Raw genomic sequence first — 13126 nt, 5'->3', positions numbered from 1 at the left:
TCGGGAGGTCTGGATGCGTTCTCGGCCCACTCAACGGAGCATCGCGCAACCCGGGTCAGCCGTACGTGTCACGGGGGCCGCGCCCCGGCACGTGCCGGGGCCCTTTCCGCCAGCTCGGGGCGGTCGGGCCCTGGATCCGCATCCGCTTGACGACGCCGTTGCCGACCCCCGCCGCGATCTTGGCCAGCAGCTTTCCCTGCAGCAACCGGAGCTGGGTGGCCCACGCCGTCGAGCTGGCGCGGACGGTCAGCTCGCCGTCCTTGAGCGCGACCGGCTGCGCGTGCTCGGCGACGTCTTCGCCGACCAGCCGCGCCCACTGGGCGAAGACGCGGGCGCTCGTGACGCTCTCGTTCCAGCCGCGGTCGCTGACCAGCCGGGACACGAGCCGGCCGAGTGGCTGCGGGTCGCGCGGGTCCGCGCCCGGCCCCGACCAGCGGCGACGCCGGGGGTTCTGCCCGCCGCCGATCGCGGGGCGGCGCCGCCCGGGCGAGGTACCCCGCTCCTTGGCCTTCGCCTTCGCGGCCTCGAGGGCGGCGTGCGCGAGATCGCGGCCGGTCAGCGGAGCCTCGTTCGGCCCAGCGTCGCCGTCACGTTCCGTACCGGCCGGCGATTCAGGCCGGTCGGCCGGCGTTTTCTGCCACCCATCCGGCCGCAGGGTCACGGGCAGCGATAACTCATTCACCGTGTTATCCACACTGTCCACAGGTTTGTCCCCAGATCGGGTGCGGTTTGTGGCGCCCGTCACCCGCCGTGCCCGGTTGCTCTGCTCAGCCACGCGTGATCTCACCGTCCGCCACCACGAACCGGTGCCCGGCCAGCTCCCCGGGCACGTCTTCGTCGACCGCGGCGGTCACCAGCACCTGTTCGGCGCTCGCGGCCACCTCGGCCAGCCGGGCCCGGCGCTTGCGGTCCAGCTCGGCGAACACGTCGTCGAGCAGCAGCACCGGCTCGCCCGCCTCCTCGCGCAGCAGCTCGTAGCTGCCGAGCCGCAGCGCCAGCGCGAACGACCACGACTCGCCGTGGCTCGCGTAGCCCTTGGCCGGCGCTTGGCCCAGGATCAGCTCCAGCTCGTCCCGGTGCGGGCCGACCAGGCTGATCCCGCGCTCGAGTTCGGCCTTCCTGGCCTCACCCAGCGCCTTGAGTAAGACGTCCTTGAGAACCGCCGGTTGCGCCCGTTCGCCATCCGGTACGCCGTACGTCTCGGGCAGCGCCGCACCCAGCGACGACCGGTAGGCGATCTTCGCCGGACGCGAGTCGGGCGCGACCCCCATGTACGCCGAAGCCGCGTACGGCGCCAGGTCCGCGACGAGGTTCAGGCGCGCGGCCAGCAGCTCCGCGCCCGCCACCGACAGGTGGTCGTCCCAGACCTCGAGCGTCGACAGCGCGTACGGGTCTTCACGTCCCGTACGCCGTTTCCCCGCCGTCTTGAGCAGGGCGTTCCGCTGCTTCAGCACCTTCTCGTAGTCCGCCCGGACCCCGGCGTACCGCGGAGCGCGCAGCACCAGCAGCTCGTCGAGGAACCGTCTTCGCTCGCCCGGGTCGCCCCGGACGAGCGCGAGGTCCTCCGGGGAGAACAGCACCGTGCGCAGGATCCCGAGCACGTCACGCGGCCGGCCGACCGCGCCGCGGTTGACCCGGGCGCGGTTCGCCCGCCCCGCGGTGATCTCCAGCTCGACCGTCAGCTCGCGGTCGTCGTTGACCACCGCGACGCGCACCAGCGCACGCTCGCAGCCGTGCCGGATCAGCGGCGCGTCCGTCGCGACGCGGTGGGAACCCAGCGTCGCGACGTAGCCGATCGCCTCCAGCAGGTTGGTCTTGCCGCGGCCGTTCTGGCCGACCAGCACGGTCGGCCCCGGTTCGAGGGCGAGATCGGCCTGCGGCCAGGAGCGGAAGTCGGTGACCTGCAGGTGTCGCAGATACACCAGCTGCTCCTTATCCGCCGACCTTCTTCACGGCGTGCCCGCCGAACTGGTTGCGCAGCGCGGCGACCGCGCGCATCGCGGCCGAGTGCTCCTGCCGCGAAGCGAACCGCGCGAACAGCGCGGCCGAGATGACCGGCGCCGGCACCGCGTTGTTGATCGCCTCTTCGAGCGTCCACCGGCCTTCGCCGGAGTCCTCGACGTAACCCTCGAGGTCGTCGAGCTCCGGGTCCTCGTCGAGCGCGCGCACGAGCAGGTCGAGCAGCCAGGACCGGACGACCGTGCCGCGCTGCCAGCCCTTGATCACCGCGGGCACGTCCTTGACGACCTTCGCGGCCTCGAGCAGCTCGAAGCCTTCGGCGAAGGCCTGCATCATGCCGTACTCGATGCCGTTGTGGATCATCTTCGCGTAGTGCCCGGCGCCGACGTCGCCCGCGTGCGAGAAGCCTTCCTCGCGCGGGCCTTCCGGCCGCAGCGCGTCGAAGATCGGCATCGCCTTCTCGACGTCGGCGGCCGCGCCGCCGACCATCAGGCCGTAACCGTTCTCCTTGCCCCACACGCCACCGGACACGCCGCAGTCGACGTAGCCGATGTTCTTCGCCGCCAGCAGCTCGGCGTTCAGCTTGTCGTCGGTGTACTTCGAGTTGCCGCCGTCGATCACCATGTCGCCGCCGGCGAGCAGGTTGCTCAGCTCGGTGACCGTCTGCCGGGTCGGCTCGCCGGCCGGGACCATGATCCAGACGATCCGCGGGCCGTCCAGTTTGGACACCAGGTCTTCGAGCGACGTCGTGTCGCTGACGTCCGGGTTGCGGTCGTAGCCGACCACCTCGTGACCGGCCGCGCGCAGCCGCTCACGCATGTTGAAGCCCATCTTGCCCAGGCCGATCAGACCGAGCTGAACCATCGAGATCCCCTTACGTACTAACGAAAGCCGGTCAGCCCGGCAGGCGGACCGGCATCAGGAGGTAGAGGTAACCGGGGACGACGTTGCCCTCGGCGTCGGCGGGCTTGATGAGCGCGGGACGGTTCGGCGTGGTGAACGTGAGCTCCGCCCGGTCGCTGTGGAGGGCGCCCAGGCCGTCGACGAGGTAACCCGGGTTGAACGCGATGGTCACCGGCTCACCTTCGTACTCGACCTGCAGCTCCTCTTCGGCGCTGCCTTCGTCGTCGCCGCCCGCGGACAACCGCAGCGTGTTGTCCCCGAACTCCAGTCGTACCTGAGTCCCCCGCTCGGCCACCAGCGAAACGCGCTTGATGGACTCGGTGAGCGCGGAGACTTCGATCACCGCGCGCGAGGTGTGCGACGCCGGGAGCAGCTGCCGGTACGGCGGGAACTCCGCGTCGAGCAGGCGGGTCGTCGTGTAGCGCCCGGAACCGGACAGGCCGAGCAGGCCCTCCCCGCTGGCGAGGGCGAGGCGGATGGTGGCACCGGACGCGCCGAGCGTCTTGGCCGCTTCGGCGAGGGTGCGCGCCGGGACGAGCACCGCGGCGTCGGCCAGGCCCTCGGCCGGCTGCCAGGTGAACTCGCGCATGGCGAGCCGGAACCGGTCCGTCGCGACCAGGGTCAGCGAGCTGCCGGAGATCTCCAGCCGCATGCCGGTGAGCATCGGGAGCGTGTCGTCCTTGCCCGCGGCGACGACGACCTGGGTGACGGCCTGGCCGAACGCGTCGCCGGCGAGCTCGCCCGCGAAGGCGGGCTGGGACGGCAGCTGCGGGTAGTCCTCGACCGGCATGGTCGGCAGGGAGAACCGCGCGCTGCCGCACGTGATGGTGGCGCGGGCGCCGTCGACGGAGATCTCGACCGGCTGCGCGGGCAGCGCCTTGGTGATGTCGGCCAGGAGCCGCCCGGAGACGAGGAGTCGGCCGCCGTCGGCGATCGTCGCCGGGACCCCCACCGTGGCGGAGACCTCGTAGTCGAAGCCGGAGACCGTCAGCGCGTCGGTGTCGCCGTCCGAGCCGGCGTCGAGGAGGACACCGCCCAGCACCGGCACGGGCGGCCGGGAGGGGAGGCTTCTGGCCACCCACGCGACGGCGTCGGCGAGCCCGTCACGCTCGACGCGGATCTTCATGCGCGCATCCTTTCGACGGTCGAGCCCACTGCGGGCTCGGGCCAGGCCTCGTTCTCCAAGACGGGGACCGGCGGCCCCCTCCGGCCGGGTCCGCCCTCCGCGTGAGCGGCCGGAGCGCGGACCGGGTGCAGGCGTCCACGTTAGGCCGTCACGGGCGCCGCCGTCACCTCGGCCTCCCCTTGACTTTGTCGACATGACGACTCGTTCTCGCGGCTGTCCCCAACTTCGTCCGCCGCCTGTTTTTATCTTTTTCTCTCTAGGAAGAGATCTAAAGGCAGTAGCAGTAGTAAGCGGTGTGGATTGTGTGGATCGAGCTCGTTCGCGCAGGTCGGACGGCTTGCGGGCGTGTGGGTAACCGTGGTGGCGGACCTGTGGGTAGATCGGGCGGTCCGTGGATGGTTTCGGGCGACCCCGGATTCGTCCACAGCTGTCCCCAGTTGTCCCCACAGTTGTCCCCAAGTGTGGGGCGATTTGTACCCAGGGTCTGGGGGTGCCGAACGGGGTCCGAACCCCTCTTCCGAGTGATCGGGCCCTCCTGTGCACAGCATGTGGGCAACCTGTGGAATCAGCGTGGACAAGGGTGTGGATGCGCTGTGGATCGCCTGTGGGCGGGATGTGGACGATCTCGGCGTCGTCGCTGGTGGGAGATCCGTTGGCACTGTGGGCAATCCGCCCACACCATGGGGAAACTTCCTTGTGTACAAACAATTTTCGCGAGTTTGGCGAAGCACGCGTACGCGCCTTCGCTGCTTCGCAGGCGTACGCGTGCTTCAGAGACTCCAAAGACGACTAAGGGGCGTCCACATTGAGCGGACGCCCCGAAGTCGTTGCGGGATAAGGGATGTGCTACTGGCGGGCGCGCTGCTTGATGCGCGACGTCAGCTCCTGCACCTGGTCGTAGATACGCCGGCGCTCGGCCATCTCCTTGCGGATCTTCTTGTCCGCGTGCATGACGGTCGTGTGGTCGCGGCCGCCGAACGTCTGCCCGATCTTCGGCAGCGACATGTCGGTCAGCTCGCGGCAGAGGTACATCGCGATCTGGCGGGCCGTGGCGAGCGCCTTCGTCTTGCCCGGGCCGCACAGGTCGTCGAGCGTCACGTCGAAGAACTCCGCCGTGACACCCATGATGGTCGGCGCGGTGATCTCCGGTGCGTGCGAATCCGGGATCAGGTCCCGCAGCACGATTTCGGCGAGGCCGACGTCGACCGGCTGCTGGTTCAGCGAAGCGAACGCCGTGACGCGGATGAGCGCGCCTTCGAGCTCCCGGATGTTCGCCTCGACGCGCGAGGCGATGAACTCCAGGACTTCACCCGGCACCGCCAGCCTGTCCTGAGCCGCCTTCTTGCGGAGGATCGCGATGCGCGTCTCGAGTTCGGGCGGCTGGATGTCGGTGATCAGGCCCCACTCGAACCGCGTCCGCAGCCGGTCCTCCAGCGTTTCGAGGCGCTTCGGCGGGCGGTCGGAGCTGACGACGATCTGCTTGTTCGCGTTGTGGAGGGTGTTGAAGGTGTGGAAGAACTCTTCCTGCGTCCCTTCCTTGCCCTCCAGGAACTGGATGTCGTCGACGAGCAGGATGTCGATGTCGCGGTAGCGGCGTTGGAAGGCGACCTTGCGGTCGTCGCGCAGCGAGTTGATGAAGTCGTTCGTGAACTCTTCGGTCGAGACGTACCGGACGCGCATGCCCGGGAAGAGCCGTTGCGCGTAGTGGCCGACCGCGTGCAGCAGGTGCGTCTTGCCGAGCCCGGACTCGCCCCAGATGAAGAGCGGGTTGTACGCGCGGGCCGGCGCTTCGGCGACGGCGACCGCGGCCGCGTGCGCGAAGCGGTTGGACGCGCCGATGACGAACGTGTCGAAGGTGTACTTCTCGTTCAGCTTCGTCTTCGACGTCTGCGGCTGCGCCGGCGCGGTGTACGGCTGGCCGGCGATCGGCTGGCCCGAGAACGTCGGCCAGATCTCGTGGACGGCGGCGAGCGCCTCGCCCTCTTCGTCGACTTCCTCGTCGGTGTCGCCGTCGTCGTCCGGCTTCGGCGCGACGGACTGGTGCGGCGGCAGCGGAGGCATCGGCGGCGCGGGTTCGGGCCGCGGGGGCGGCATCATCGGCGCGCCGTTGCCCGGCAGCGGCGGGACGGCGTCGTGGCTCGCGCCGTTTTCCACCCGGCCGGGTGACGGCACGTAGCGGGGCGCGGGAGCCGGGACGACCGCCTCGGCGGTGTCGACCTTCACCGCGAGCGAGATGGCCCGGCCGAGCCGCCGGGAGAGCGCGTCGGTGATGGCGCCGCGCAGGCCGCGTTCGATCGCTTCCTTCGCGAAGTCGCTGGGCGCCGCGAGCAGCGCCGTGCCGTCGAGCAGGCCGATCGGACGGGTCACGCGCATCCAGGCGCGCTGCTGGGGGGACAGGGTCCCGTCGGACAGTTCGCGTACCACCTGTTCCCAGATGACACCCAGATTGTGCTGGTGTTCCGACACCTGTCTGGCTCCCCTCCCCTCGTCGGCGTGGACGGCCGAACACCCCGCGACCTGCGTGCAGTCGGCACAGCGGATATCCACATAGTTGTCCACAGCTGTGCACTAATGTACGGCGACCTGCGACGCCGCCACCTGCGGGCTCGTCGTACGCCGGTGGGCACCCCACCACCCGGAGAACTGTGCACCGCGACCGGTGACCCGGAAGAGGCACGCTAACAAGCCCCGCCCGCTGCCACAAGGCATCCTCGGCGGCCAGCATTTCACGGTGCACGGGACGTGGCCATTCGGTGTCCCGGCGTCGATCGCCGCGGCCGCGCGGGCCGGTCGCGTACCGTGGCCGAGGGGGTGCTTACCGGCCGCCCGACGGGGGTGCGTACCCTCGTAAGGTCTCCCGTATGCGACGGGTGCGTTTCGCGTGCCCACGTTGTCGTCGCTCGTCGTGACGAGGCCACACGTTGGTAGGAGACACCAGAGACTGCCGTGCGCCCGCACGACACGCCAGGTGGGAGAAGGAATTCTTCCCGCAGGGCGGGTTCGGGGCAGACGACACAGTGAGACACAGGAGAAGCAGTGAGCAAGGGTAAGCGCACCTTCCAGCCGAACAACCGCCGCCGCGCCAAGACGCACGGCTTCCGCCTGCGCATGCGGACGCGTGCCGGCCGGGCCATCCTGGCTGGCCGTCGTCGCAAGGGCCGCGCCGCGCTGTCCGCCTGATCCGGCACGTCGGGGCGCGCCGTGCTGCCGGCTGCCGCACGTCTGCGGCGGAGTGAGGACTTCCGCGTGGTTCTCCGTCGCGGGTCCCGGGCCGGCAGGCGCCGCCTCGTCGTCCACGCGCTGACCACGGACCCGTCCGCGGCCGCCGACGCTGTGCAGTCCGAAACTGCGCCGTCGGCGGCCAGGGCGGGTTTTGTGGTGAGCAAGGCCGTCGGCAATTCGGTGGTCCGCCACCGCGTCAGCCGGCGGTTGCGCCACCTCGTTTCGGCCCGGCTCGGAACACTGCCCGCCGGCACGTCGTTGGTCGTACGGGCATTGCCGCCGTCGTCGACCGCGTCCAGCGCCGAGCTCGGGTCCGATCTCGACGCCGCGTTGCGTCGGCTGGGGCTTCTGTCGTCGCGCCGTCCGGCCGGGGATGTCCCCCGCCCGACGCGTCCCGCGGACGCGGCCCCCGACCACGGATCAGCGGTGTGACCGGCATGCGAGCCACCCCCGAACACGAGCACGACCACGACCTGGACCCCGAGCCGCCCCGGCCCGGTCCCGTCGCCTGGGTCCTGCTGCTCCCCATCAAGCTCTACCGCAAGGCGATCTCGCCCTTCCTCCCGCCGGCTTGCCGGTTCTACCCGAGCTGCAGCGCGTACGCAGTCGAAGCCCTCACCCGGCACGGTGCCGGGCGCGGCTCCTACCTCGCGCTGCGCCGGCTGCTGCGCTGCGGCCCCTGGACGCCTCCCGGCCGCGACCCCGTGCCCGAGACGTTCTCGTGGCGCCACCGACGACCTGAAACACCGATCGAGGAGTAGCAGCAGTGCTCGATTTCATCTACTACCCCGTGTCCTTCATCCTCTGGTGTTGGCACAAGGTCTTCGGTTTCGTCTTCGGGGAAGCCGCGGCGATCTCCTGGATCCTCGGCATCATCTTCCTGACGTTCACCGTCCGCGGCATCATGTTCAAGCCGTTCGTGAACCAGGTCCGGTCGATGAAGAAGATGCAGGACTTCGCGCCGGAGATGAAGAAGATCCAGAAGAAGTACGCGAACGACCGGCAGCGCCAGGCCGCGGAGATGCAGAAGCTCCAGCGTGAGCACGGCGTCAACCCGCTGGGCAGCTGCCTGCCGATGCTGCTTCAGATCCCGGTGTTCATCGGCCTGAACCACGTCCTCCGCGCGTTCACGATGCCGCCGCCCGGTGGCGGCCCGAAGACCGAGAACTACTTCTTCACCCAGCACGACGTCGAGTCCTACGTCAACGCGAAGCTGTTCGGCGTCAACCTCGGCGAGGCCGTCTACAACGGTGTCGGCGTCGTCAGCGGCGGGGCCACCAACGTCGGCTTCCACTGGAGCGTGCTCCCGGTCGCGCTGCCCCTGATGATCGTCGCGTCCATCGCCACGCACCTCACCGCGCGGCACTCGGTGGCCCGGCAGAACGCCGCGTCGGCCACCCCGCAGACCGCGATCATGAACAAGCTGACGATGTACATCTTCCCGCTCGGGGTGCTCGTCTTCGGTGCCCTGTTCCCGCTCGGCCTCCTCTTCTACTGGCTGGCGAACAACGGCTGGACGCTGATGCAGCAGCGGCTCGTCTACACGAAGATCGACAAGGAAGAGGCGGCCCGCAAGGCGGAGGCCGCGGAGAAGCGCGCGTCGCTCGGCCCGAAGCCGGGGCAGAAGCCGACCGCGCCGAAGGTCGGTCAGAAGCCGGTCCAGCAGAAGAAGAACCAGACCGCCCAGGGCGGCGCGCAGAAGAAGGTCACGAAGGCGGGCTCGGCCCACGGCTTCGCACAGACCTCGCCGGCGGAGGCGGCCGCCAAGGCGGACGGCGCGACCGCGGCGGCCCCGGCCGACAACGGCCAGAACGGCTCGAAGGACAACGGCACCGGCGTGCCGGGCCTTCTCAAAGACTCGACCAGGAAGTCGGGCCGGAAGCGCCGCTGAGGCGCGACCGGTTCGGAGAGGAGACGAATGATGTCGGAGACGATCGACACGATCGACGCCGATAAGGACGACGTGACCCCGGAGCCGGCCGCTGCCGCGGACGCGGCGGGCGAGGAGAAGGCGGGCGGTGACGACATCCTCGTTCAGGAGGGTGACATCGCCGGCGACTACCTCGAGCGCCTGCTGGACCTGCTCGACTACGACGGTGACATCGACCTGGACGTGGAAGCCGGCCGCGCGATCGTCAGCATCGACGGTGGCGAGGACCTCGAGAAGCTCGTCGGCCCGCGCGGCACGGTGCTCGAGGCCCTGCAGGAGCTGACCCGCCTGGCGGTCCAGCAGGAGACGGGCTCCCGCAGCCGCCTGATGCTGGACATCGCGGGCTGGCGCGCGGACCGCCGCGAGGAGCTGAAGGAGCTCGGCCGCTCGACGGCCGAGTCGGTCCTCAAGAGCGGCGAGCGGGTGCGGCTGCAGCCGATGAGCCCGTTCGAGCGCAAGGTGGTCCACGACGCGGTGGCGACGGTCTCGGGCGTCACGAGCGAGAGCGAGGGCGAGGACCCGAAGCGCCGCGTGGTGATCTTCCCGGAGTCCTGAGCTTCGGTTCGCCTGGAGAGCGGCCCCACTTGACTCGGTCAGGTGGGGCCGCTTTCTTGTGGGCATGCGCCCGGCAGCCGGTGAGGCCGTCCACTTCTCGGAAGACCCCACGATCGCCCGCTTCGACCCGCACGTGGCGGCGACGGCTCGGCAGCCGGAGGCTTACGTATGGGCGGTCGACGCGGCCCGCGCGCCGGACTACTGGTTCCCGCGGCAGTGCCCGCGCGCGCTGGCGTGGGTGCTGCCGTCTACAACGGACGCGGACCGCGCGTGGCTCGGCGCCGATCGCGTCCACGCGATCGAGTACGGGTGGCTCGAGGCGATGCGGACGGTCCGGCTGTACGCGTACCGCTTCCCGGCAGTGTCGTTCCGGTCGTTCGGTGAGCACGCCCACGCGGTCGTGGCGACCGTGCCGGTCGAGCCGCTCGGTCCGCCGGAGCGCGTCGGTGACCTGTTCGCGCTCCACGAGGAGGCGGGCATCGAGTTGCGGGTGATGCGGAACCTGTGGGCGTTCGTCGACACGGCCGCGGCGGGCACGCTCGGCTTCAGCGGCATCCGGTTGGGCAACGCGGCGCCTCGGCCGAGCGAATTACACCAGTGATGTTTCACGTGGAACGGTCCACAACGGCCGCCGGCTGAGTGGAGTTGTCCACATCTTCGGACTGTCGGCTCGTCTTCTCCGGTTCATCGGGGACAATCGAACGAGCGCGGTTTCACGTGAAACCGGCGGACGAGGAGTAGGCGGAGTGAGCTTGGAGCAGGCGGCGGAGCGAGTGTTCGGAGAGCACGTCGACCAAGCGGCCGGGTACGTCGAACTCCTGGAGCGTCACGGCGTCGAGCGGGGGCTGATCGGTCCCCGGGAAGTCGAGCGGCTGTGGGAACGGCACGTGCTCAACTCGGCGGTGATCGGCGAGCAGATGCCCGAGGGGGCCCGCGTCGTCGATGTCGGGTCGGGCGCGGGGCTTCCGGGTGTACCGCTGGCGATCGCGCGACCGGACCTCGATATCGTCTTGCTCGAACCGATGGCCCGCCGGGTGGACTGGCTGGCCGAGGTGGCCGAGAAGCTGGAACTCCCGATCACCATCGTCCGTGGACGCGCGGAGGAGCGGCCTGTGCGTGAGCAGCTGAGTGGCGCCGACATCGTCACCGCTCGCGCGGTCGCCCCGCTCGCTCGTCTCGCGGACTGGTGCCTGCCGCTCGTCCGTCCCGATGGCTTCCTGGTTGCCCTCAAGGGCGCCAGCGCGGCGGAGGAGATCGAGCGGGACGGTGCTGCCATCCGCAAGGCCGGCGGGGCCGATCCCCTCATCGTCGAGTGTGGTGCGGCGGTCCTCGAGGTCCCCAGCACGGTAGTGAAGATCCGTCGCCTGCCGACGGCCGTCAAGCCGAAGGCGCGGAGCAGGAAGCGTTAACGGGCCGCGATGTTCCACGTGAAACGACGCGACTCGACCACCGACCAGACGTCTAGATGGAGGAGGTGTCGAGACCGGTGAATCCCCCGCCGTCCGACTCCACGGAGACCAGCCACGACGTGGGCTGGACGCCGATCGCCGAAGAAGCCGCCCGCGCCGCGCGTCTGCTGCACCCGGAAGAGGGGATGCTCCCCCGCCCCGGCCGCCGTCGCGTGCTGACCGTGGCCAACCAGAAGGGCGGCGTCGGCAAGACCACCAGCACGGTCAACCTAGCCGCCGCGCTCGCGCTCCACGGGCTCAAGACACTCGTCGTCGACCTCGACCCGCAGGGCAACGCGAGCACCGCGCTCGACGTCGACCACCGGTCCGGGACGCCCTCCATCTACGAGGTGCTCATCGGCGAGGTGACGCTCGCCGAAGCGGCGCAGCCGACCGAGCAGTCCCCCAACCTCTTCTGCGTCCCCGCGACGATCGACCTCGCCGGTGCCGAGATCGAGCTCGTCTCGATGGCGTCCCGCGAGTCCCGGCTCAAGGAGGCCATCTCCTCGGAGATCCTCGACGAGATCGGCGTCGACTACGTCCTCATCGACTGCCCGCCGTCGCTCGGCCTGCTGACGGTCAACGCGATGGTCGCCGCGCAGGAGGTGCTCATCCCGATCCAGTGCGAGTACTACGCGCTCGAAGGTCTGGGGCAGCTGCTGAGCAACATCGAGCTCGTGCAGCAGCACCTCAACCGCGAACTCCGCGTCTCGACGATCCTCCTCACCATGTACGACGGCCGCACCAAGCTGGCCGACCAGGTGACGAACGAGGTGCGGAACCACTTCGGCGACACCGTCCTCAAGACGGTCATCCCCCGCAGCGTGAAGGTGTCCGAGGCGCCCGGGTACGGCCAGACCGTGCTCGCCTACGACCCCGGTTCGCGCGGGGCGATGAGCTACGTCGACGCGGCCAAGGAGATCGCCGAGCGCGGCGCACAGATGGAGAAGGGTAGTTCGACATGACCGAGCGTCGAGGAGGGCTGGGGCGCGGCCTCGCCGCCCTGATCCCGACCGGACCCACCGGCGGCGGTCCCCTGCCCGCGCCCAGCGACGCGGCGACGGACAAGAAGTCGGCCGAGGACAAGGGTTGGTTCGCGGCGAACGGCCAGGCGAAGCAGCACAGCGGCGAGGTCGCCGGCGCGGTCTACCGCGAGATCCCCATCGGCTCGATCAAGCCGAACCCGAAGCAGCCGCGCCAGGTCTTCGACGAAGAAGCGCTCGCCGAACTCGAGCATTCGATCCGCGCGTTCGGGCTCATGCAGCCCATCGTCGTGCGCGAGCTCGGCAACGACGAGTACGAGCTCGTCATGGGCGAGCGGCGGCTGCGCGCGTCGCAGCAGGCGGAGCTCGAGGCGATCCCGGCGATCGTCCGGCAGACCGCTGACGAGTCGATGCTGCGCGACGCGCTCCTGGAGAACATCCACCGCGTCCAGCTGAACCCGCTCGAAGAGGCGGCGGCGTACCAGCAGCTGCTCGACGAGTTCGCGGTGACGCACGAGGAGCTGGCGAGCCGGATCGGCCGCAGCCGTCCGGTCATCACCAACACGATCCGGCTCCTCAAGCTCCCCCTGCCGGTGCAGCGCCGGGTGGCCGCGGGCGTCCTGTCCGCCGGCCACGCCCGCGCGCTGCTGTCGCTGGAGGACGCCGAGAGCCAGGAAGAGCTCGCCGCGCGGATCGTCGCGGAGGGCATGTCGGTCCGGGCGACCGAGGAAGCCGTCACGCTCAAGAAGAGCGAGAAACCGGCGAAGCCGAAGCCCGCGCCGCGCAAGCCGATCCAGGCGCCGGGTCTGCAGGAACTCGCGAACCGGCTTTCGGACCGCTTCGACACGCGGGTGAAGGTCGACCTCGGCCGGCGCAAGGGGCGGATCACGCTCGAATTCGGGTCGGTGGACGACCTCGAGCGGATCGTCGCGATCATCGATGCGAACGGGACGAATCAGACACCGAAAACCGATTAGGGATCACCCCAGGGTGTTTCGTC

At 70.0% G+C, this 13126-nt stretch carries 14 protein-coding genes; 9 read left to right on the top strand and 5 right to left on the bottom strand.

What is annotated here, in order from left to right:
* Positions 1 to 55 precede the first annotated feature (55 nt).
* From AB0J55_RS08245 to dnaA, 5 genes are all read right to left on the bottom strand, one after another.
* Positions 56 to 559, bottom strand: a complete 504-nt coding sequence (locus AB0J55_RS08245) for a DciA family protein (protein ID WP_364245962.1) — start codon at positions 557 to 559, stop codon at positions 56 to 58.
* A gap of 208 nt (positions 560 to 767) precedes the next feature.
* Entirely contained in the window at positions 768 to 1922 is a 1155-nt protein-coding gene (gene recF / locus AB0J55_RS08240; protein ID WP_364244554.1) for a DNA replication/repair protein RecF, read from the bottom strand.
* A gap of 10 nt (positions 1923 to 1932) precedes the next feature.
* Entirely contained in the window at positions 1933 to 2823 is an 891-nt protein-coding gene (gnd, locus tag AB0J55_RS08235; protein WP_364244551.1) for a phosphogluconate dehydrogenase (NAD(+)-dependent, decarboxylating), read from the bottom strand.
* 31 nt (positions 2824 to 2854) lie between these two features.
* Entirely contained in the window at positions 2855 to 3988 is a 1134-nt protein-coding gene (dnaN, locus tag AB0J55_RS08230) for a DNA polymerase III subunit beta (RefSeq protein WP_364244548.1), read from the bottom strand.
* An 846-nt stretch (positions 3989 to 4834) separates the two neighbouring features.
* Positions 4835 to 6454, bottom strand: coding sequence for a chromosomal replication initiator protein DnaA (gene dnaA / locus AB0J55_RS08225; RefSeq protein WP_364244545.1), 1620 nt, complete (start codon positions 6452 to 6454; stop codon positions 4835 to 4837).
* Positions 6455 to 7024: 570 nt separating this feature from the next.
* On the opposite strand from dnaA, the gene rpmH reads away from it, so the two are divergent.
* The 9 genes from rpmH to AB0J55_RS08180 all read left to right on the top strand — a co-directional run bounded on the left by rpmH (position 7025) and on the right by AB0J55_RS08180 (position 13103).
* Positions 7025 to 7168 carry a 50S ribosomal protein L34 gene (rpmH, locus tag AB0J55_RS08220; RefSeq protein ID WP_003082934.1) on the top strand — a complete coding sequence of 48 codons (144 nt, stop codon included), beginning with the start codon at positions 7025 to 7027 and terminating at the stop codon, positions 7166 to 7168.
* 21 nt (positions 7169 to 7189) lie between these two features.
* Positions 7190 to 7642, top strand: a complete 453-nt coding sequence (rnpA, locus tag AB0J55_RS08215) for a ribonuclease P protein component (RefSeq protein WP_364244543.1) — start codon at positions 7190 to 7192, stop codon at positions 7640 to 7642.
* Positions 7643 to 7647: 5 nt separating this feature from the next.
* Positions 7648 to 7971, top strand: coding sequence for a membrane protein insertion efficiency factor YidD (yidD, locus tag AB0J55_RS08210; RefSeq protein ID WP_364245960.1), 324 nt, complete (start codon positions 7648 to 7650; stop codon positions 7969 to 7971).
* A 5-nt stretch (positions 7972 to 7976) separates the two neighbouring features.
* Positions 7977 to 9101: a membrane protein insertase YidC gene (gene yidC / locus AB0J55_RS08205; protein WP_364244541.1), complete on the top strand. Its 1125-nt coding sequence runs from the start codon at positions 7977 to 7979 to the stop codon at positions 9099 to 9101.
* A gap of 30 nt (positions 9102 to 9131) precedes the next feature.
* A complete protein-coding gene (locus AB0J55_RS08200) occupies positions 9132 to 9695 on the top strand; it encodes a R3H domain-containing nucleic acid-binding protein (protein ID WP_364244538.1) in 564 nt (187 codons plus the stop codon).
* Between the two features lie 64 nt (positions 9696 to 9759).
* Complete coding sequence (locus AB0J55_RS08195) at positions 9760 to 10296, top strand: DUF6886 family protein (RefSeq protein WP_364244536.1); 537 nt, start codon at positions 9760 to 9762, stop codon at positions 10294 to 10296.
* A gap of 145 nt (positions 10297 to 10441) precedes the next feature.
* A complete protein-coding gene (gene rsmG / locus AB0J55_RS08190) occupies positions 10442 to 11104 on the top strand; it encodes a 16S rRNA (guanine(527)-N(7))-methyltransferase RsmG (protein ID WP_364244533.1) in 663 nt (220 codons plus the stop codon).
* A 56-nt stretch (positions 11105 to 11160) separates the two neighbouring features.
* Positions 11161 to 12108, top strand: coding sequence for a ParA family protein (locus tag AB0J55_RS08185; protein ID WP_364244530.1), 948 nt, complete (start codon positions 11161 to 11163; stop codon positions 12106 to 12108).
* Complete coding sequence (locus AB0J55_RS08180) at positions 12105 to 13103, top strand: ParB/RepB/Spo0J family partition protein (protein ID WP_364244527.1); 999 nt, start codon at positions 12105 to 12107, stop codon at positions 13101 to 13103. Before AB0J55_RS08185 ends, AB0J55_RS08180 begins: the two co-directional genes overlap by 4 nt.
* The last annotated feature ends 23 nt before the right edge of the window (positions 13104 to 13126 follow it).

Origin of the sequence: Amycolatopsis sp. NPDC049688 (assembly GCF_040674975.1) — a bacterium.
Lineage (GTDB): Bacteria > Actinomycetota > Actinomycetes > Mycobacteriales > Pseudonocardiaceae > Amycolatopsis.
Note: the sequence above shows the minus strand (reverse complement) of the source record. Positions and strands in the feature narration are given on the sequence as shown.